The organism is Sphingosinicella sp. SM1-17 (assembly GCF_056821765.1).
In genome coordinates this window covers 3,489,515-3,509,312 of the sequence record NZ_JBPDIO010000001.1, presented here as the reverse complement: position 1 = coordinate 3,509,312, position 19,798 = coordinate 3,489,515, and the positions used below count along the sequence as shown (strand labels likewise).

Annotated in this window: 17 protein-coding genes; 7 read left to right on the top strand and 10 right to left on the bottom strand. The window is 64.6% G+C overall.

The window, feature by feature from the left end:
- The coding region (locus ACRYLT_RS17485) for an MCP four helix bundle domain-containing protein (protein ID WP_482665360.1) at positions 1-883 on the bottom strand (883 nt) is incomplete at its 3' end.
- Between the two features lie 183 nt (positions 884-1,066).
- Between ACRYLT_RS17485 and ACRYLT_RS17480 the strand changes: the two genes are divergently transcribed.
- Positions 1,067-2,440, top strand: coding sequence for an alginate export family protein (locus ACRYLT_RS17480; RefSeq protein WP_482665359.1), 1,374 nt, complete (start codon positions 1,067-1,069; stop codon positions 2,438-2,440).
- A 56-nt stretch (positions 2,441-2,496) separates the two neighbouring features.
- On the opposite strand, the gene ACRYLT_RS17475 is transcribed toward ACRYLT_RS17480, so the two are convergent.
- From ACRYLT_RS17475 to ACRYLT_RS17440, 8 genes are all read right to left on the bottom strand, one after another.
- Entirely contained in the window at positions 2,497-3,111 is a 615-nt protein-coding gene (locus ACRYLT_RS17475; protein WP_482665358.1) for a response regulator transcription factor, read from the bottom strand.
- Positions 3,108-5,699, bottom strand: coding sequence for a PAS domain S-box protein (locus ACRYLT_RS17470; protein ID WP_482665357.1), 2,592 nt, complete (start codon positions 5,697-5,699; stop codon positions 3,108-3,110). The genes ACRYLT_RS17475 and ACRYLT_RS17470 overlap by 4 nt, the downstream gene beginning before the upstream one ends.
- A gap of 277 nt (positions 5,700-5,976) precedes the next feature.
- Complete coding sequence (locus ACRYLT_RS17465; RefSeq protein WP_482665356.1) at positions 5,977-7,098, bottom strand: helix-turn-helix domain-containing protein; 1,122 nt, start codon at positions 7,096-7,098, stop codon at positions 5,977-5,979.
- 173 nt (positions 7,099-7,271) lie between these two features.
- Positions 7,272-8,390 (bottom strand): sigma factor-like helix-turn-helix DNA-binding protein, encoded by a 1,119-nt coding sequence (locus ACRYLT_RS17460; protein ID WP_482665355.1) that lies wholly within the window; start codon positions 8,388-8,390, stop codon positions 7,272-7,274.
- A 106-nt stretch (positions 8,391-8,496) separates the two neighbouring features.
- On the bottom strand, positions 8,497-9,495 hold the full coding sequence (locus ACRYLT_RS17455) for a peptidoglycan-binding protein (RefSeq protein WP_482665354.1): 999 nt from the start codon (positions 9,493-9,495) through the stop codon (positions 8,497-8,499).
- On the bottom strand, positions 9,492-9,938 hold the full coding sequence (locus ACRYLT_RS17450) for a hypothetical protein (protein ID WP_482665353.1): 447 nt from the start codon (positions 9,936-9,938) through the stop codon (positions 9,492-9,494). Before ACRYLT_RS17450 ends, ACRYLT_RS17455 begins: the two co-directional genes overlap by 4 nt.
- Positions 9,935-11,260, bottom strand: a complete 1,326-nt coding sequence (gene fliI / locus ACRYLT_RS17445; RefSeq protein ID WP_482665473.1) for a flagellar protein export ATPase FliI — start codon at positions 11,258-11,260, stop codon at positions 9,935-9,937. The genes ACRYLT_RS17450 and fliI overlap by 4 nt, the downstream gene beginning before the upstream one ends.
- A gap of 19 nt (positions 11,261-11,279) precedes the next feature.
- The gene (locus tag ACRYLT_RS17440; protein ID WP_482665352.1) at positions 11,280-11,678 is read right to left on the bottom strand and encodes a flagellar biosynthesis repressor FlbT; all 399 of its coding nucleotides are present in this window, start codon (positions 11,676-11,678) and stop codon (positions 11,280-11,282) included.
- Between the two features lie 194 nt (positions 11,679-11,872).
- Here ACRYLT_RS17440 and flgE point away from each other — a divergent pair, with 194 nt between their 5' ends.
- Genes flgE through ACRYLT_RS17425 form a run of 3 tightly spaced genes read left to right on the top strand, consistent with a single transcriptional unit; the run spans position 11,873 to position 16,240 of the window.
- Positions 11,873-13,177, top strand: a complete 1,305-nt coding sequence (flgE, locus tag ACRYLT_RS17435; RefSeq protein ID WP_482665351.1) for a flagellar hook protein FlgE — start codon at positions 11,873-11,875, stop codon at positions 13,175-13,177.
- A 40-nt stretch (positions 13,178-13,217) separates the two neighbouring features.
- The gene (locus ACRYLT_RS17430) at positions 13,218-15,317 is read left to right on the top strand and encodes a flagellar hook-associated protein FlgK (RefSeq protein WP_482665350.1); all 2,100 of its coding nucleotides are present in this window, start codon (positions 13,218-13,220) and stop codon (positions 15,315-15,317) included.
- Between the two features lie 14 nt (positions 15,318-15,331).
- Complete coding sequence (locus tag ACRYLT_RS17425; protein ID WP_482665349.1) at positions 15,332-16,240, top strand: flagellin; 909 nt, start codon at positions 15,332-15,334, stop codon at positions 16,238-16,240.
- 95 nt (positions 16,241-16,335) lie between these two features.
- Here ACRYLT_RS17425 and ACRYLT_RS17420 read toward each other — a convergent pair whose 3' ends face one another.
- Positions 16,336-18,144: a hypothetical protein gene (locus ACRYLT_RS17420; RefSeq protein ID WP_482665348.1), complete on the bottom strand. Its 1,809-nt coding sequence runs from the start codon at positions 18,142-18,144 to the stop codon at positions 16,336-16,338.
- 322 nt (positions 18,145-18,466) lie between these two features.
- On the opposite strand from ACRYLT_RS17420, the gene ACRYLT_RS17415 reads away from it, so the two are divergent.
- From ACRYLT_RS17415 to ACRYLT_RS17405, 3 genes are all read left to right on the top strand, one after another.
- A complete protein-coding gene (locus ACRYLT_RS17415) occupies positions 18,467-18,865 on the top strand; it encodes a hypothetical protein (RefSeq protein ID WP_482665347.1) in 399 nt (132 codons plus the stop codon).
- A 122-nt stretch (positions 18,866-18,987) separates the two neighbouring features.
- A complete protein-coding gene (locus ACRYLT_RS17410; RefSeq protein WP_482665346.1) occupies positions 18,988-19,209 on the top strand; it encodes a hypothetical protein in 222 nt (73 codons plus the stop codon).
- A 9-nt stretch (positions 19,210-19,218) separates the two neighbouring features.
- Complete coding sequence (locus ACRYLT_RS17405; RefSeq protein ID WP_482665345.1) at positions 19,219-19,728, top strand: Clp protease N-terminal domain-containing protein; 510 nt, start codon at positions 19,219-19,221, stop codon at positions 19,726-19,728.
- The last annotated feature ends 70 nt before the right edge of the window (positions 19,729-19,798 follow it).

Here is a 19,798-nt window from a genome sequence, read left to right as displayed (position 1 = left end):
CCCGGGCGAGGCTTCCAAGACCCTCGGCCAGAGTGTCCACCACCATCTTCTGCTCGGCATCGGCACGGGCCTTCTCGGCCTGGGCGGCCACCTGCGCTCGGGCTGTGTCGCGGAAGACGAGCACCGCCCTGGCCATGTCGCCAATTTCGTCGCGGCGATCGGCATTCGGAATGTCCATGCTGTTGTCGCCCTTCGCCAGCCTGTCCATCAGTCCGGTCATTGCTCCAAGCGGTCCGGCAATCTGCGCACGAACCATCCAGATGACCAACCCTGCAATGAAAATGAGGCCGAAGAACGAGACGAGGACCAGAGTCCAGAGGGCGGATACGGACTGGGCTTCAGCTGCGGCCGCGCCTTCCTCCAGCTGCTCATCCTTGCCGTTGACGATTGTCGTGAGCGCCTGATCGAGCCTGAGAAAGGCTTCATTGGCAGGATGCTGAACGACGTCCTCGGCTTCTTCGCGACGGCCAGCTCGCCAGAGAGCAGGAATGGCATCCGTCGCCCGGACATAATCGGCGAACGCCCGTTCGGCCTCGTTGAGGCGCGTCAGGTCTTCGCCTTCCATGAAAGGACGCATGGCGCCGAAGCCATTTTCGATCTGCCGTCGCTCCGCGGCAACCTGGCGAAGCATCTCCTGGAAGTCGGGAAGATCGTTCTCGATGACGCTCGCGTACCAGATCTGATGGATCCGGCTTTTTTTCTCATTCGCCACGGCGGCCAGCTTCAAGCTCTCTGCCCTCGTGTCGATGAGGACTCGCGATCGGTCAGCCATCGTGTTCAACTGAATGGCGCCGAAACCAGCAATGAAGATGGCGAGGAGGGCGAACAGGCCCAGTCCCACCATGATCTTCTGCGCAAGGCGCATGTTCCTGAAGCTGTTCACCAGGGTTCTCCGTCGTTCGTCGCGACTCTGGCGCGACCAAGTTCTTCCGTCCTCGTCCGGACGGATCAATCCATTATAGGAACACGGAGTACCCCTGGCGCACGGATGCAGATATTGGCGTAGGACAACGCTCTGCAGGGATCATCCTATAATGGATGAGATCCTCAATCCGGAGCCGACACAATGCCCTACAAGCCTTCGCACCTGCCTTCTCGCCGTCGTGGACTTGCCATCGCACTCATCCTCACTGTGTCTCCGGTAAGTGCTCAGGCGGCTGAGGGAGTCGAAGGCTTTTCGATCGGCGGCACATTTCGTGCCTATGCCGAGGGCATTGACGGTCAGTTCCGACCAGGCCGCGCCGAAAGCGATTTCCTGCTTTCCTTCCGCACCACCATTCTCGCCGAATATGACGCCGGGCCGGTCCGCCTGATCGGGGAACTCAGCGACGCTCGAGGCTATTTGCAGAAGCGAAATTCGTCTGCGGGTACATCGGAGATCAACGCTCTGGAACCGCTTCAGGCCTATCTCGCGGTGGAGATCGATGACGCGATCGCTCGGGGCTTTGACGGTGACCTCAAGGCGGGCCGTTTCACGATGGACATCGGCTCGGGCCGGCTCGTCGAGCGCGCCGATTCCTCCAATTCGCCTTCAGCCTTCACCGGCGCTCTGCTCGATCTCAAGACGCCGGACGATGGGCATTTCATGGCGTTCTGGACGATGCCCAATATCCGCCTGCCGAAGGACTCGGAGGGGCTCCGGGACGATGAGGTCGAACTGGATCGCTCCACCTCTGACCTGCAATTCTATGGAGCCAGCTACGAACGCCCTTTGCCGATCGGCAATGTCTCCGGCCAGGTTTACGCCTTCCAGCTTTCAGAGCGCGACGCTCCGGGATATTCGACGCGCAATCGCGACATATTGACCTATGGTGCGCGTCTCCATTCAGCGCCTGCGACGGGACGGATCGACTTCGACCTCGAATATGCCGGCCAGCGTGGTGACATCCGCGCCTCCGCCGCGGCCGGAGAGGCGCGCGAGCTGGCTGTCGACGCTCATTATGTTCATGCCGAGGTTGGCCAGAAGCTTCGCGCCGGCTGGTCGCCCCGGATTTCTGCTCATATCGACCTGGCTACCGGCGATGGTCCAGGCGGTGACTATGCTCGATTCGATCCGCTGTTCGGCTCGCGCCGAAGCGCCTTCGGACCAACGGCGCTCTACGGACCGATCACGCGTTCGAACCTCGTCTCGGCGGGGTTGAGGCTCGAGGGCAAGCCCCAGGCCCGACTGGACTTCGCCCTCATGTACCGTGCCCTCTGGCTCGAAGAAGCTGCCGACAGTTTCGCCGCCACCGGGGTTCGCGATGCCAACGGCGGTTCGGGACGATGGGCCGGCAACCAGATCGAAGGGCGGGTGCGCTATTGGCTGGTGCCGGATCGACTCCGGGCCGAGGCTGGCGCCGCCTGGCTCGACAAAGGCCGCTTCCTGCGCGAAGCGCCGAACGCGCCCTCGACCGGTGATACGCGCTACGGCTACTTCTCGCTCTCGACGACGTTCTGATCCTTCTGCCGGTCCGCTCCGTTCCTTGGGCGGCCGGCCACTCGCGGAGCGATCGCTCAGTCCCCGGGAAACAGACCCGCGGCAAAGGAGACTCGAAGCGCTTCCGAAAGGCTTCGCACTTCCAGCTTGTCCATGACGTTCGAGCGATAGATCTCCACCGTTCGAGGACTGATTTCGAGCTGATGGGCGATCACCTTGTTGGGTCGTCCCTCGATCAAACCTTTCAGAACTTCCCGCTCCCGTGCGGAAAGACGGTCGACCTTGGATTTGGCGGTGGCGATCTTGGCGAGCGCGGCCCGATCCTGTTCGAGGGTGGAGAAGGCGCGTTCGATGATCTGGAGAAGCGAAGCTGGGCGGTAGGGTTTTTCCAGGAAATCGGCGGCGCCCGACCGGATCGCCTCTAGAGCGATCGAAACACTTCCATGGCCGGTCAGGACGATCGCTGCGAAGCGGCTCGAATCCAGACGCTGAAGCACCTGCAGCCCGGTCAGCCCGGGCATGCTGTAATCGAGCAGGACAACGCCTGGATCCAGCTCGCTGGAACGCTCGAGAAAGGCTTCGCCGGAAGGAAAGGTGCGGACGAGATGGTCCGGAAGCGAAGACAGGAGCCGGTAGAGAGACATCCGGACCGCTTCATCGTCCTCGACGATATAGATGGATCGCGCGCTCACAGCTCCTCCATTTCCCCTTCATCCAGGCCCGGCACCGTGAAGCGGAACGAAGCGCCGCCCTCGGGCCGGTTGCTCGCCCAGATCCTGCCGCCATGGGCCTCCACGATACGCCGGCAGATGGACAGGCCGACGCCCATTCCGCCAGCTTCGCCGCTGGACGAGAAGGGCTCGAACAAGCGGGCGAGGACTGGATCGGACAGGCCCGGACCGGTATCGGAGACGCCTATCTCGATCATTCCGTTCCCTGTAGGCTTCGCCGAAAGGATGATCTCCTTGCGCGATTCCGGACAGCATTGCATGGCCTGCATCGCGTTCCGAAGCAGGTTGACCACCACCTGCTGAAACTGGATGCGATCGACGAGCATCATTTCTGCTGCGGGATCAAGATCGTAGATGAGCGAGACCTGGAGCGGCACCGGTCCAACGAAGACGAGATCGGCCGCTTCGCTCAACGTCTCGCGCACCGGCTCGGCCCGTACCTCGACCTGGCCCTTGGCCGCGAAATTGCGCATGCCGCGGATAATCTGGCCGGCGCGATTGGCCTGACCCACGGCGATGTCCACCAACTCGCTTACTTTCACCGGGTCGGCCCGTCCGCTGCGGATAAGGACATCGACCGCGGCCAGATAATTGGACACAGCGGTGAGCGGCTGGTTGAGCTCATGGGCGATTCCGGTCGCCATCTCACCCATCGCGCTCAGTCGGGAAACATGGGCAAGTTCCGCAGAGAGGGTGCTCAACCGCTCCTCGGCTGCGAGCCGGTCGGAAATGTCGCGCATCAGCAGAGTGAAAAGCCGGGTTCCGCCGGCCGCCGCCTCGCCGACCAGCACTTCGACCGGGATTTCACTACCGTCGGACCGACGGGCAAAGGAACGAGTAGCGCGGCCAATCAAACGGGCTCGCCCTGTTTGAAGGTAGCGGTCGAGTGCGGCGGCATAATCTTCGCGAAGCCGGTCCGGCGCCAGCACCAGGTAACTTTTTCCCGTCACCTCGTCCGGGGCATAGCCGAGCGTTCGTGCGGCGCCTGCCCCGAAGTGCAGGATCACGCCATGCGAGTCGATGACGATCATGGCGTCGGGCACCGTGTCCAGCATGGAGCGGAGCTGGGCGGCCTGGCTGCGGAGCCGTTCCTGCCGCTCATATCTCTCGGTGACGTCGGCCGCGGCGCCGACGAGACGAACAAGTTCGCCCTGCGGGTCATAGAATAGCCGAGCCGTGCCTTCGAGCATGCGCTCGCCCGTGGACACGGCGTGATAGCGCAAGCTGAAATTGAACCGGTCGTTGCGCGCCTCGACCGCCGTTTCCAGATCGGCGAGGACCACGGCAAAGTCTTCAGCATCGACATGATCATAGAAGCTCAGAAAGTCACGGATGCTGCCCGGCTCCAGTCCGAGGCGCTCCTCCGAGCCGGGAGACCAGGTTACCGCGCCGGAGACGACCTCCCATTCAAACGTGCCGAGCCCGAACGCCTCGACCGCGTCGGCGAGACGCTGCCGATTCTGTTCGAGTGCGCTTTCCATTTCCGCGCGTGCCGAAATGTCGGTCAGGGAGAGCACGATCATTGGGTCGTCGCTGCCGGCATCGACTCGATGAGCATGTTCCAGGACCCGCATGTCGCGCCCGTCGCAGGTCGCTTCGACGAGCTCCCGGTCCAGCTCCTCGCCGCGTTGGAGCCGGATCAAAGCTTCTTCTGAGCCCTCGGGCCTGGTCGTGAGCAGGTCGTGCTTGCGGGCGCCCAGCGCCTGCTCGGCCGTCCAGCCGTAAAGGCGCTCACATCCACGCGACCAATGCCGGATGGTGCCGTCCGGTCCGACAAGCGCGATCGGAGCCGAATCGAGCGCTCGAGTCAGCTCTGCGAGTGCCGCCCGGTGGGCCGAGAGGCGTCCAAGCGCCCAAACGAGCAGAGCGGTGAAGAACAAGGCGGTGATTGCGCCGGAAGCGACGTCAACGAGAAAGTGAGAGCCGATTCCCAGCAACTGCAGCTGCATCTCGACAATCGCCGTCAGGGTCGGAGCCAGCAGGACGAGCGGTAGTACCGCCACCAATGTGCGTGCAGCGCCGCCTGACGCCAGCACCGACCAATTGGCGCCCTGGCACCAGAAACAGATACCCAGGGCGATGACGATCATCGCGAGGGCGCTCGGCAGAGAGGTGCCGAGATAAAACGCCGCTTCGCCCGTCAGGTCCGCGCCGAGCAGGAGAAGTCCCGCTGCCATGGTCGCGAGTGCGAGGGGAATGCTGCTCAGAAGGCAGGCAATTTGGCAGCCCTGGGCTGATCGGCGGCCGGCGAGGACCAGGGCGGCGCCGAGGAGCAGCCATTCCGTCACGATGAGAGCAGAAGGACGACCAAGCGGTCGCGCGATCAGCGGCTCCCTGATGCCTTCGGGCAGGAGAAGCCGGTCGAGGCCGAAATCGAGGCTTAAAGCGGTCTGGAGCCAGGAAGCACCGCCGATGGCTGCGGTCAGCGCCAGCAGCCAGCGAGCCGCAATGCGATGGCCCTGGAGGAGAGCCAGGAAGGCGCCAGCAAGACAGATTAGCCCGATCGCGGTCCAGGGCCAGATCCGCAGCGGGTATCCGAAGCCGACCAACCAGTCTTCGTCGAGGATCCACCCGCTAAGTGAAAGCGCCGCACACAGTAGAGCGGCAAGAGCACAGAGTCTTGCGAGGAAGTCGCTCCTCACCTTGGCCTTTTCGAGCGCTTCCAGTTACTCCTCCCGCGCCGCCACATCCAGGGAGCCGACTGGGCCCCACCGCCAGGCAAGTGAAGTCTGTAGCGCGGAAATCCGCTCAGGCAAGAGCTTGTCGGATGAAAAATCGTTCCGGTGCAAGCCGTTGAAGCTGGGTAAGGGGATGTCCGACGACCGACTAGCCGAAGACGGCGCTCAGCACCGCCGCGACGTCGGCGGGATCGAGGGCGTCGACCGCTATTTCCAATTCCGGGTTGATGCTGTGACCAAGCATCGCTCCGCTGCGGTCGAATGTGATGGCGACGACTCGATAGTTTCCGCCCTCACGGATCACCGCGATCCCCCCGGAGACGGGGAAGACGTCGGGGTCCGCGATCAAGACCGCATTGCCTGGAAGCCCAAGCCCGAGAGAGGGACGGCAAACGCGCAGTCCGAAGGCGCGAGGACCGGCGTGGCGCGGCGCTTCAACCAGATTGCCGGTGTCCCTGGGCGCGATCAGGCCACCAGCCAATGGGGTGCCTAGGACGGGCAGCAGACGTGCGGCCGGGGCCGCCGCCGCGTCTCGATCGACTGAGCGGGGCTCGGGGGCAGTCTGCGTCCGGGAGGAACCCGCCGGTTCGATCCGCTCACTGTTTCGGGGCGCGGCCATTGTCGCAAGTGCCTCTGCCAGGCGCCCGACTCGCTCACGCGTCTTGCGTAGCCGCGCCTGCGGGTCAGCGACGGCGAGAATCTGTTCGTTGAGAAGCCCGCGGCTATACTGATCGTGGACGAGGCCGCGGAGGGCTTCTTCGTCCTCGACCCCGAAAATCCGGCACAAGCCGCGAACGGTCGAGTCATTCCAGCGGTCGAGTGTCTTGAACGCATTCTCGATCCGCGAGAGGATCACCGGAGGAACCCCGTAGACCTTCTCGAGCGCGGCGATGGTCAGATCTGCCGACTGCGCTCGCCGCAGCCGCATCGCAGCCGCCAACATGACGGCGAAGCGCTCTTCCTCCTCGTCCGGCGTCCGGCCGTCCTGGAACGGTTCCGCCCAGGCTTCCATATCGAAGTCGGGAGCGTCGACGTCGATCAGCAGGTCCGATGGTGCGACTCCGAGCAGTCCCGCGATCAGCACGATCTCGTCGGGGCGGGCGACCACTTCACCCCGCTCGATCTTGGACAGCCGGATATAGGGAATGTCGGGAATATTGGCGGCAAGGGCGAGCAGCTTGGGAAAGCCGTGCTGCCTTCGCAGCTCCCGCATCCGGTTGGGGAAGATGAAGTGGCGAAAGCGATCCGGGGCGACGGGCACCGGCTGCATTCGGTTCGTCTTGGCTTGCCCGCCACTTCGACGACGCCTCGGAACCGGGCGTTGCAACTCCATCGACATGATCATCCCCACCGCTGCAGCGGAGGGAGGATAGGAGCTTGCCGCGTGCGGGTCCAGCAAGTGCGGGTCGGCGAACGGGCATTGCCGCCGCCGACCCGGCAAGGTCAGGCGGCAAGAGCGCCGGGCGTGCTGGATTGAGGAGTTTGGAACTTGAGATCAGGCCCCTTCTCATGCGGCTCGTAGGTGAAGCCGGCGGCGCGCAAGGCTTCGTCGCCGTGCCAGCCGGACACTGCCTCCGGCGTTTCCACGGCCGTCGGCGCGACGGCGACCACTCGCAACAGCTGGTTCTGCTCGAGCCGGGGATCGGGCAGAAGCGGCGTCTTGGCAACGGGCGCGACCGAGGGCGACGTCGCTTTGCGACGGGAGATCGCCGGCTCGCCATATTCCGCCATCAGCGCGAAGCGCGGGTGCGAAGCGGCAATCTCTGCCATCGATCGCGTCGCCGACTTGCTGATCTGCCGGATTCGCTCCTTGGTGATGCCGGTGTCGTTGCCGACATCGTCAAGCGTTGCATCGTTGAAAACGCGGCGTTCGAGTATCTCGCGGTCGCGGGCGAGTTTCTGGTCGATCTTCTCGACCTCGACCGGATCCATCCGCTCGAGCGACGAGCGCAGCCGCGGAACGCCGGGCAGCGCCTCGCGCGGCACCGAGCGCTTCGGCCGCGGCCGCTTGCTGAGCTGAGCCAGGCCGAGCTTTCGGTTGTGAACGACATATTCCTCGATGAGCGCGGCGGTCGCCCGCCGGGCAAGATAGTCGGATGCGCCCGATTCCGTCAGTTGCTCGGCACCTTCATCCTCGATGATCGATTCCAGCGAGGTCTCCTCGCCCTCCGGGCCGCTCGCGACCGAGTGAAGCGAAACGGTGGTCGCCTCGACCTTCTTCGCCGACGCCCGCTGATCCGTCATCAGCCGGAAGCGCAGGCTTTGAAGCTCGCCGCGCAGCTGCCAGTTCACGAAGGTGGTGAATTGTGCCTTGGCCGGGTCGTAAGCCTCAATGGCGCGATGAACGCCGATGGCGCAGCACTGCTCGGCATCGTCCCAATGGGCGACAAGGCCATATTGACGGATGAAATGCCGGATCCGCGGCGCAATCAGCTTGAGAATTTGCGCAAAGGCGCGGTCGACATTGGCACGCTGCCGTGCGGTTTGTCGCTCGCCTTCGGCTGCGCGGTTCTGGATAACGCTGGCAACGGCCGCTTCCAGGGCCATCGTAGTTTTGGACATTTGGAACCCCCCTTCCTCGGTGCCGGACGAGCGCCGACACGAAGGTTCAAATGCGTGTTAATCCTTTAATAGGATCAATAGGCAGGGCTCCGGGAAAGTACTTATCCTATAAGTTCGCGAGGAACCGATCGGGTCTGATCCGGCGGTCGAGATAAGCCAATAGCCAAGCGCGGTGTGCCTCGCTGGCGTCACCAGCAGCGGCCACCCGTCGACTGGCACTCGCTTCGCCGATCTGGGCCGCAAGAAGCCGGGCTGCACGGCTGTCGGCCAGTCCACCGTCTGCGAGGAAGCGAACGGCGTCACCGGGACCGAGGTGATGGGCGAGATAAGCGCCTCGGGCGATCCGCTCTACCTCGTCGCCGACCTCGATTCCCGCGCGCTGCAGCCGCGCCAGATTGTGCTCGGCATAATCGGCGGTCGCCTCGATCGACGCCTCGGGGTCGTAGCGCAGCGCCAGCAGCTCTGAGCGTGCCCCCGCAGAGACCCGGCCCTCGGGGTCCAGCCAGCCGCGGCGGGACGCCTCGGCGTTGAGCCAGGTGCCACGGCGCTCGGCTTCACCGATCCAGGTGCTGCTGATGAACTGGCCGAGCCCTGCAGCGCTCGACCGCGGATTGCGGGAATGGCAGTTCCAGGCGCCGCCGGGACCGCGCGCAGCTTCGGCATCGACGATCGCGGCGATCGCCGCCGGCGGCAAGCCAGTCCGCTCGCCGGCGCGGTTGATGAATGAGCCATAGCGGGCGTTCGGACCCAGGCCGTCGACACGGAGCGGAGCTTCCGGATTGTCCGCAAGTGGTCGCGCCGGCATTGCCGGCGTTGGTCCGTCCGGAGAGTTCGAACGGGCGGTCGCGTCATGGTTGCAGCAGCAGCTCGAGCGGCCGGCCGGGGTGGCATCAGCGCCGCGCCCGATCAGCGAAAGGAGCGACTCGAGTCCGAAGCTGTTGCCGGCAGCTCCACCGGTGCTTGAAGGGGGAGCACTCCGGTCGCTTTCACCACTGCCGATGGCTGCGCGCCAAAGGGACTGGGCGAGTTCGGACTGGGCCTGCCGGTAGATGATCTCGGCACGTTGAGCGGGGCGGAGAGACTCGAACTGGGAACGATCAATCATCGGCCCGCTCTTGTCCTGACGGCCCGCAGCACGTTTCGCTTGCGCATGAGGTCGCTTGCCGAGCGATCATCGCTGGCCGACTGCTCGGCGGCTTCGACTCTCCGGCGAGCCTCTCCGCGGAATCGGTCGGCGGCGCCCTCCACCGCAGTCAGCGAGCCGTATGCCTCTCGTGCGGCGCTCTGCAGTTGAGCCACTCGACCGTCGATCATCCTGCGGTCCGACTCGAGGCTGGTTCGAAGCGCGCGCATGTGCGCGAAATAAGCGGTGGATGGCAGGACCACGGCCTCGGCGGCGGCATGGCGCTCCTGCCGTACCGCCTCGGCCAGGTCCGCCTGCTCGCGTTCAACGGCAGCCAGGCGGCTGATTTCGACGCTGATCGAAATCCTGATTTCGTCCACCTCTCGCCGTCTTATTCCGACGGCTGCGCAATAGGGCGTCTTCATTGGCTGGCCTCGAGTAGTTCGCCCAGTGCCGCGAAACTGGACGGGGCGGGGCGGTGATCGTTCCTGTCCTGATGAAGGACGGCTTCGATGGCCGGAGCGAGCGCGATCGCCCGGTCGACTTCGTCATTGGATCCCGCTTTGTAGGCGCCAAGCCGAACCAACTCCTCCATGTCGCCATAGAGGGAGAGGATGGCCCGGGCGGCGAGCCTGAGGCGGTTCTCTTCGTCGCCAAGCGCATGCGGCAAGGTGCGAGAGACGGACTTCAGAATGTCGATCGCGGGATAGCGGCCTCGTTCGGCAATCCGGCGGCTCATCACGACGTGGCCGTCGAGAATCCCTCGAACCGCATCGGCAACCGGTTCGTTATGATCGTCGCCGTCGACGAGGACCGTGAAGAGGCCGGTTATGCTGCCCCGACCGGCCGGGCCCGGCCCTGCGCGTTCGAGCAGCCGCGGTAGTTCGGCGAACACCGTTGGCGTATAGCCTTTGGTCGCCGGCGGTTCGCCGCTGGCGAGTCCGATCTCCCGCTGGGCCATGGCGAAGCGGGTGACCGAGTCCATCAGGCAAAGAACGTTGAGACCCGAGTCGCGGAAATGCTCGGCGACGGCGAGTGTCGTCCAGGCTGCCTGGCGGCGCATCAGTGCCGGCTCGTCGGAAGTGGCGACCACGACGACCGAGCGGGCGAGGCCATCTATTCCGAGATCATCCTCGACGAATTCCTGGACCTCGCGCCCCCGCTCGCCGATGAGACCGATCACCGCAACATCGCAACTCGTCCACCGGGCCAGCATCGACAGCAAAACGGACTTGCCGACTCCCGATCCGGCGAACAGTCCGAGCCGCTGGCCGAGGCAAAGCGGAGCGAAAAGATCGAGGGCTGAGACTCCGGTCTCGACCCGGGCGCCGACCCGGCCGCGGCTCGCCGCCGGCGGTGGAGCCGCCTTGACCGGGCGGGCGTCGGCGCCGAAGCCGAGTGGACCTTTGCCGTCGACCGGCCGTCCGAGCCCGTCAATCATTCGGCCTAGCCAAGCCGGGCTCGGCCGGAGCGCGAACTGTCCCGAAACCAGGTCGGCGCGAGCGCCGGAAGCGATGCCCTGCGGGTCCCTGAAGGGAAGGCAATGAGCAATCTCGCGATCGAGGCCTGTCACCTCGGTTTCGATGATTCCGGCTTCGCTGGTCACCTCGACTCGCGAGCCGATCCGGGCGGCACCGGCGAGACCCTCAACCTCGATCAAGGCGCCCCGAGCGGCGACGACTCGCCCGTAGCGACGATCTGGCGTGAGGTCGCGCACGGCACGCGCAACGGAAGCGAGGTTCGGCACAGGCTGGCGCGGTTCGAATTCAGGCGGCTTCGCCAACCTGGTCCAGCAACTCGTCTTCGAGGTGCATCAGTCGCCGGCAATCGCCAAGCGCCTTGTAATATTCCATTCGGGCGACGTGGCTTGCAAAGGAAAGATAGGTCGCGCGCGCCTGTGGCTCAGCGAGCATCGGCGAGACATGTTCGAGCGCCTCGATGATCCGATTCTGATGAGCCGAGTCGTTGGCCGGATCGACATAAGCCATCATGGTGTGGAAATAGAGCGCTCGGGCGGGCGTGGTCGCCGCCTCGGGGAGCATCACCTCCCGGCCACGCAGGATCGCGGCATGGTTCTCGACCCGCAGCTCGGTGCGGCCGACCGAGGTCAGGACGGCGCCGTTCACCACCACCTTTTCGCCATCGCGAAGTGCAATCCGAAGCATGCCGATCATCCTTTGTGAGTCTGTTGATGCTCTTATAGGATGAAAATCTGCATTCCGGCCCGCTCGCCGCTTGCGCGCTGTTTTCTCGCCGACGGCATTTTGTCCGCGAGCCTTTTGGCGGCCTTTCGTGTCATCCTATAATGAGCGGGACAGGGCGTGGGCAGTCGCCGGCGCCTGCTTTCGGGAGACCGCTGTTGAGCCTCTATTCCGCACTTTATGCCGGCGTGTCCGGCCTTGGCGCTCAGTCGAGCGCGATGGCGACCGTTGCCGACAATATCACGAACATCAATACCATTGGCTATAAGGGCGTCACCGCCGAGTTCCGCTCGATGGTGACCGATGGCCGAGCCCGTTCGAGCTACTCGGCCGGCGGCGTCATTGCCGCCCCTCAGGCGATGATCTCCAAGCAGGGGCTGCTCCAAGCCTCGAGCAGCCAGACCGACCTGGGCATCGATGGGGCCGGCTTTTTCGTCACCCGCAACGGGACCGACGCCAATGCAGACGTCGCCTTCACTCGCGCCGGTGCGTTCAAACCCGACCTCGAAGGATATATGCGCAACACCAGCGGATATTATCTCCAAGGATGGCGTCTCGATCCCCAGGGCAATTATCTCGACACCGGCAGCCTCAATGCGCTCGAGCCCGTCCGGCTCAGCGAACTGACCGGCTCAGCCGCGGCGACCGACCGGATCCAGATGCGCGCCAATCTGCGCTCCGACCAGCCCGTCTCCGCTGCCGCGGCGACCTATGCCGCCGGCCAGATGGCTTCAGGAACGGTGACTCCGGACTTCACCCGTTCGATCGACGTGTACGATGCTCAGGGCGGCAGCCACCGGATCACCTTGAGCTATCTCAAGACGGACGCAAACGAGTGGGTCAGCGAGATTTATGCCGATCCTGCCGAGGTCACCGCCGCCGGCGGGCTGCTCGCAAGCGGCACGATCCGCTTCAATCCCGACGGCAGCCTCGACCGGGCCGGCTCGACTGCCGCTCTGTTCGATCCGCTCTCCGTCACCTGGACCAATGGTGCCGGCTCGAGCCCGATCACGCTCGCCATGGGCAGCGATGGGGCTCTTGACGGCCTCACTCAGTTTTCCGGAGAGTCGGCGCTCATCTCGTCCTCGGTAAATGGCGGCCTGCTCGGCACCGTCTCGTCCGTCGAAGTGTCGCCCGAGGGGATCGTCAGCGCCATCTTCGACGACGGAACCGCGCGCGCCGTCTTCCGGCTTCCACTCGCCACGTTCGCCAATCCGGATGGGCTCGTTCGACTTGCCGGAAATGCCTATGGCGTTTCCAGCAGTTCCGGCAGTGCCGCAATCAATCCTCCCGGCTCGCTCGGTGGCGGCCTGATTTCCAGCGGCACGCTTGAATCCTCGAATGTCGATCTGGCGCAGGAATTCACCAACATGATCCGGTTCCAGAGGGCCTATAGTGCCTCCTCGAAGATCATAACGACCGTCGACGACATGCTTCAGGAACTGAGTAGCCTGAAGCGCTGATGCCTGTTCGCCGGACACCGACCCTGAAGGAAACCAGCTCGTGGCGTTGAACGATATTCTCGGCTCCGCCCTGTCCGGCCTTTCGGCCTCGCAAGCGGGGCTGCGGTCGGTGTCGAACAACATCGCCAATGTCAGCAGCCCCGGCTATGCTCGGGAGCGAGTGACATTTTCGACCGGGGTAACCTCCGGCCGAGTGAATGGGGTGGTGGTGAGCGAACCGGCGCGGATCGCCGACCGGTTTCTCGAGGCGACGGTGTATCGCCGTTCCGGTGATGTGGGACGGGCGGAGGTCGCAGGGGCTTATCTCGACCGGCTGCAGTCCTTGTTGGGAGCCCCTGGCGCAGAGGGCGGACTGGCCGCGCGCCTGGACGAGGTGACAGCCTCTGCGATCGCGATGACCGGCTCCGCCGCCTCTGAGCAGACGGTGGCGGCCTTCACCGGCAATGTTCAGGACGCGGTCGTCACCATGCAGCAGCTCGATCGCGACGTCGGTTCGCTTCGCGCCGACGTCGAATCGGAAGTCGGCTTCACGGTCGAGAAGGTAAACTCGCTGTTGCGCCGCATCCACGAACTGAACGACACGGTCGCTCGCCTGGACGTGCTCGGACGAAGTTCGGCCGGTGCCGGTGACCAGCGAATGTCCGCCGTCCAGGAATTGAGCAGTCTCGTGAACGTGAGCGTTCGCGAGCAGCCCGACGGTCGGGTCAGTATCGACACGGCTTCCGGGGCGGCCCTCCTCGACCGCCGTCTGCGTCAGCTTTCCTATCCGACGACGGGGCAGGGTGTTTCACAAGCTTCCTATCCCAGCATCGACATCCACTTTGCCGAGGCCGACGGAAGCCTCGGCGCGGCGACGGGTGAGCGCATCGATTCCGCCATGGTCGGCGGACGCCTTGGTGGGCTGCTCGACCTTCGGGACCGCGCCTTGCCCGAATTTTCCGACCGGCTGGGTGTTCTGTTCGGCGGACTTGCCGAAACCCTGAACGCCGTCGCCAATGCGGGAACGACCGTGCCTGCACCGTCACGGCTGGACGGTCGTCAGACCGGCCTCGTCGGCACCGATCGGCTCGGCTTCAACGGCAGTGCCGCTTTTGCGGTCGTCAAGACTGACGGCGAACTGGTCGCAAAAACCAGCGTCGACTTTTCGGCGCTTGGCCCGACGGCGACCATCGACGATGCCGTTGCGGCGATCAATGGCGGTCTGGGAGGGGCGGCGACGGCCTCGTTCGTCAATGGAACCCTTACGATAACCGCCACAGCCGCGGGACAGGGCGTTGCCATCGGCCAGGATCCGACTGCTCCGAGCGACCGGGCGGGCTCCGGCTTTTCGCAATTCTTCGGCCTCAATGATCTCGTTCGAAGCGCCGCTAGCGCCCTCACGCCTTCGGGATTCGAAGCCGGCGATCCGCACGGCTTCGAAACTGGCCAGACGAGTCAGTTGATCCTGCGCGATCCGACCGGGCGTGCCCTCGTCAAGTACACTCTGATGCCGAGCACGGGCGGTTCCATGGGCGACCTCCTGGCCGACCTAAATGCCAGTCCGATCGCGAGCTTCGGAAGTTTCTCGATCGACTCACGCGGCCGCTTCCGCTTCCAGGCTGATCCCAGCGTCACGGGCGCTTCCCTCAGCATCCCGGCGGATTCGACGGATCGATTCGGAACGGGACGCTCCTTCACCGCACTGTCGGCTCTTACCGGCACTTCCACTGGCCTCGCCGCCGCCGAGGTCCGGCCAGTCGTCCTGGCATCCGCGGCGCAGTTGCCGCTCGCGCGGCTTGACACGGCGGCCGCGGTTGGGGCGCGGGCGATTGGGCAGGGCGACATACGCGGCGCCACTGCCTTCGTGGATCGGCTGAGCCAGTCGACTGACTTCGGCAGTCAAGGTCAAGCGACGATCGAACGCTTTGCCGGACTCGTCCTTGGTCGAGCTGGGATGGAGGCCTCGCAAGCTGCGGACCGGCTCGCCGATGCCAGCGCTCGACGAGAGGATGCCGTCAATCGGCGCGACGCTTATTCCGGAGTCAATATCGACGAGGAGCTTTCGCAGCTCGTCATCTTTCAGAACAGCTACTCCGCGGCCGCTCGAGTCATGACGACTGCAAGCGAGATGTACGACACGCTGATCGCAATGGTCCGCTGAGAAAGGAACGAGAGATGAGCCGAGCCGCCACCATCCCGATGCAGCGGACCTTGTTCGAGGCTATTCAGCGCTCGCAGCAGAAGCTTTCTGCAACCCAGGTCCAGCTGGCCACCGGCAAGAAGGCCCAGAGCTACGCAGCGCTCGGCACCGAGACAGTTCGAACCCTTTCGGCACGCTCGCTGGTCGCTCGCCAGGAGGCTCACGCAGCCGTGGCGAATCGATTGCAGACCACCTTGTCGTTTCAGGATGCGAGCATCGGCGGAGTGGAAAGTTCGATGATGGCTCTCCACCAGGATATATTGGAGGCGATCGGCACTGGACAGAGCACGGGACTCCAAGAGGCGATCGAGGCTGCCTTCCACCAGTTCCGGGAAGGCATGAATGCAACGGAGGCCGGCTTGCCGCTCTTCGCGGGATCTCAGACGGACGGGCCGCCGTTCGTGCCTCAGAAACTGTCCGATCTGCCCGGGTTGAGCGTCGCCGACGCGTTCCGAAACGACCAGGTTCGCGCCTCGGCCCGCGTCGGCGATGGACTGGACGTCACTTATGGAGTTCTGGCTGACGAGCTTGGCACCGAGCTTTTCGAAGGGTTCAAGAGGCTCGCCGAGGCGGGGCCATTTGGCGCCACGCTAACTGGGGCTCAGAGGGATGCCTTGTCGGCCGCCGCCACCGAAGTCGGTGACGGCCTCAAGGCATTGCGCTCGATCAATGCAGAAAATGGCCGTCGTCAGGTGCAGGTCGACTCCCTGGTCCAGCGCGCGGATGAGCGCACTCTCCTGCTGAAGGAGCTGATCGGCCGCAACGAAGATGCCAATCTTGCCGAGGTAGCCGCTGAGCTCGTCCAGCGCCGCACGATCCTCGAGGCCTCCTATTCGGTCTTCTCCGAATTCTCAGGCCTCAGCCTCGTCAAGTTCCTGCGCTGATCGGGCCTGATCCGGTCTTCTCGTCCGCCAACCTCATTGCAGTGGTTCGAGGCTGGTCGAGCGAAGGGAACGTGCTCCAGTTGATCCGCCGCCGCTCAGGCTCCGCCCGGACTCGGTGCAAGGTCAAGCAGGTCGGCGATCCGGCCGGCGGGGCTTGCGGCAGGTATCGCACCCATTGCCCGGGTGAGCGTTCCGGCGTCGACCGATCCGGGAGCGCTGGTGAGGATCTCGAAGACGCCGGCGCTCGGCAGCGCGGAGAAGCCGTCGCGATAGCGGGCGCGAAGCTGGGCGAGCTCCGCCTCGCGGCCAAGCATTCCAAGAGCAATGGCATAGCGCAGGACCATCGCCTGTCCGACTTCGTTCAGGGAAACGCTTGCCGGCAGCTCCGGCCCCGCTGCTGCCGCGAAGGCGTTCCAGTCATTCTGCTTCCATAGCAATTCCGATCGCAACCCGCCGCTTCCCGGCACGTCCTGCAGCACGGCGATTGCCTCGCGGTGGCGGCCGAGCTGGTGGAGCGCGACGGCCTGGATGCGGTTGCGATCCCACAGCATCTCCCGCGGATAGATGACTCGCTCGGTGGCTCGGACTGCGGCAAGCGCCCGGTCAGGGCGTCCGGCAAGAATGTGCAAGGTCGCCACCCGAACCGACAGCGGCCCCTGGGTGATGTCGCTATTTCGCACCCTCAACCGATGTTCGAGCAGTTCTGCCGCGCGGGCATAGAGCCCTTCATGTTGGAGGCGTGCCGACAGTCGCTCGACAAGCTGATCACCTTCGCCTCCACCAGGGGCGAGATCGCGATAGTCCCAGAATAGCCCAGCGGCTTGTGGCAACGGCATCCGGCTGTCGGCGGCAAGCAGTGCGGCGAGATCCGACTGGACGGCGGCCATGAAGGCGGGCAGTTCGTCCGCCAGATCGAAGTAGCGGACCAGGGTAGCGCCGGCGCCAAGCGCCCCGTGAGTGTCGCCGACCTGTCGGTAAAGCCGATAGCTCAGCTGCAGCGCGCGCTCCTCGATCGGACCGCCGCGCCACACGAAACGCAGTTGTTCCAGCCGACGCAAGGCTTCGGAAGCTGCCATCCGACGGCTTGTAACCGCACTTTCGATCAGGCTGAGTCGGACATCGTGGCGCTGTTCCGCGTTTCCCGAACGTTCGACCTGCCTCAATCTCGGCAGCGCCTGAGCATCCCGACCGAGCGAAAGAAGGATTCTGCCCCGCCACAGATTGGCCGACGGATCGGATTGAGGGGCCATGGCGAGCCAAGGCTCCGCTTCCCCGGCTCTGCCGGAATCGAGCGCGGCCGCCGATGCGGCGGCGATGAACGGTGTTCGGGCGGTCGGGGGACGCGCTCGCAGGGCTGCGGCCGCGCAGACTCCCTGTGACAGAGCTTGCTCCCCTGCGCCCGCCGCGGCGAGGACCCGCATCCGCCACAGACAAGCCTCTGCGTTGGCCTCCAACCCGCCTTGAGCGAGCGCCGAAAGAGCTTCTGCGCGGCGATCGAGGCGGGCGAGCACGGCGCCGCGTGCGAGTTGAAAGGATGGGACGAGCGCGAGATCGGGATCGTCCCGAAGCATGACGTCGAGGACGCCCAGGGCTTCGGGCGCGCGGTCGTCGCCAATCAGACTTCGGGCATAGTTCCAGCGGGCTCGCTGGCGAGTCCGTGGCGTCGCGGTCGCAAGGGCAGCCCGCGCTTGGAAAGGTGGAAGGATCTTCCAGCCCGAGGGGCCGACAATCCGGGGATCGGCCGCCAGCTCGGCGGCGAAGCCGGGAAGGCGCAAACGCCTCGTCTGGACGGGACCGACGGAACGCTCGCCGGCTGTCGCACCTAAAGGAGGCTGGGCGGTCGCCGCAATCGCGACGACCGCCGCACCGGCTGCGGATGCGAACGACAGGAGCTTGCGGCGCATCAATTCACCGGTCCCACCAGCGCGAAACCGGCACCGCCCGCCGCTGCGGCGACGAGAAAGAGCAAAGGGAGCGCAATACCAGGAGAGCTTCGAGCCTCGGCTGGCGCAGGGTCGTTTGAACCCGGAGCGATTTTTCCCCGCTGGGGCTTGCGATCACCGCGGCGCCGATCGTTTACCGGTGTCGTGCTGCTGACGACCTTCAGCTTGCCGGGTCTCTGATCGCGGCTCATCGAGTCCAATCTCCTGTTTCTTCGTCTATTATAGAAGAAGGTAGAGGCTGAGCTTCGGCTGGCCGGCCTGAATGATGTTGAGGAAAGTGCTCGTGCGTACGCGGCTCGCCTTCACCTTGCTGACTGCCCTGTTGTCCGCCAGCGGAACCATGGCCTGGGCCGAAGTTGGAGGCTCCAACGAGCTGCACCTGGTTCAAATGGAAGAGATCCGGGTTCCGATCGTCGACGGCGGCCGAGTGGACGGCGCCTTTACCGTCAAGGTGGTGCTCGGCGCTGATGATCCCGCAGCTGCGGAGCGGCTCGGCTCGGCCCTTCCACGACTGCGTTCAGTTTCGCTTGGCGCGACTCTCGAATTCTCCCGCCTTCATGCGTCGCCGCTTCGACCGGTTGATGTCGAGCAGCTCAGTCGGGATCTGACCGAAGCTCTGCAAGGTGTCGACGCTGGCATTTCCCGGATTCTGATCGTCGAGGTCGCGGCACGTCCGGCCTGAGGGAAACGGCCGCGGCGAAACGTCCGGGAAAATGCGGTCGTCCAGGCGGCTGCAGCGACCCAGGTTGTCACTTCTCGTCAACTTTGGTTGACACTCGAGTAGTCGTCAACTACAGTTGACGTATGGTTGCTTCCAACCACCTGCCGACGCCGGACGAGCCAGAACACGCGCTTGCGGCTGTGGTCGCGCTCCGGCGAATGGCGGACAATCTGGAGCGCCAGGCGGTGCACTCGGCACTGAAACAAGGCTGGTCGTGGACCCGGATCGCTCAGGCACTCGGAGTCACCAAACAAGCCGCCCACAAAAGGCTTTCAAACATCAGCGCAGACGATGATCTGGCGTAGGAGATTTTCATGCTCAAACGGATCAAATCGAGCCTTGGCAACATGGCCACCATCAAGACCCTATGTGAAACGGCAGAGGCGCACGCCCTCCGCGATCAGCAAAGCGAGCCGGGTGCGGAGCATTTCCTGCTCGCGGCGTTCGATCTTGAGGATGGGACCGCTCGCCGTGCATTTCGTGAGTTCGAAGCGGATGCGGCAGATCTGAGACAAGCCATCGAGCGTCAGTATCAGGACGCGCTGATCCTGGTCGGCCTGGATGCTCCCGATGCCGCGGCGCGCCCAGTGCCTCCGCCACCAAAGCACGCAGTCTTCAGCGCGTCGCCGTCCGGACGCGAAATCATGCAGCTTCTGGCCGAGCACCGCAGATCCCACGATCCAATGCTTGGTGCGGATGTTGTCGCCATTGTTGCGGGCATCCAGCACGGTGTCGCCGCTCGCGCCTTGCGGGCGATGGGTATAAATGGCGCTGCTCTGAAAGTCGTCGCCGAGGACATCGCTCGACATAGCAGAGCCGCGTAGGCGAGGTTTATGTTGCGCTGCATCGATCCCGTGACTCGGACCCAATCACGCTCCGGCCACTGACGGATGG

What these genes read in the sequence shown, in the direction of transcription:
- ACRYLT_RS17425 (WP_482665349.1), top strand. Translation starts at nt 15,332, where the DNA reads ATGAGCCGAGCCGCCACCATCCCGATGCAGCGGACCTTGTTCGAGGCT.
- ACRYLT_RS17410 (WP_482665346.1), top strand. Translation starts at nt 18,988, where the DNA reads ATGGTTGCTTCCAACCACCTGCCGACGCCGGACGAGCCAGAACACGCG.
- ACRYLT_RS17480 (WP_482665359.1), top strand. Translation starts at nt 1,067, where the DNA reads ATGCCCTACAAGCCTTCGCACCTGCCTTCTCGCCGTCGTGGACTTGCC.
- ACRYLT_RS17440 (WP_482665352.1), bottom strand. Translation starts at nt 11,678, where the DNA reads ATGCTTCGGATTGCACTTCGCGATGGCGAAAAGGTGGTGGTGAACGGC.
- ACRYLT_RS17450 (WP_482665353.1), bottom strand. Translation starts at nt 9,938, where the DNA reads ATGAAGACGCCCTATTGCGCAGCCGTCGGAATAAGACGGCGAGAGGTG.
- ACRYLT_RS17455 (WP_482665354.1), bottom strand. Translation starts at nt 9,495, where the DNA reads ATGATTGATCGTTCCCAGTTCGAGTCTCTCCGCCCCGCTCAACGTGCC.
- ACRYLT_RS17460 (WP_482665355.1), bottom strand. Translation starts at nt 8,390, where the DNA reads ATGTCCAAAACTACGATGGCCCTGGAAGCGGCCGTTGCCAGCGTTATC.
- ACRYLT_RS17465 (WP_482665356.1), bottom strand. Translation starts at nt 7,098, where the DNA reads ATGCAGCCGGTGCCCGTCGCCCCGGATCGCTTTCGCCACTTCATCTTC.
- ACRYLT_RS17420 (WP_482665348.1), bottom strand. Translation starts at nt 18,144, where the DNA reads ATGCGCCGCAAGCTCCTGTCGTTCGCATCCGCAGCCGGTGCGGCGGTC.
- ACRYLT_RS17405 (WP_482665345.1), top strand. Translation starts at nt 19,219, where the DNA reads ATGCTCAAACGGATCAAATCGAGCCTTGGCAACATGGCCACCATCAAG.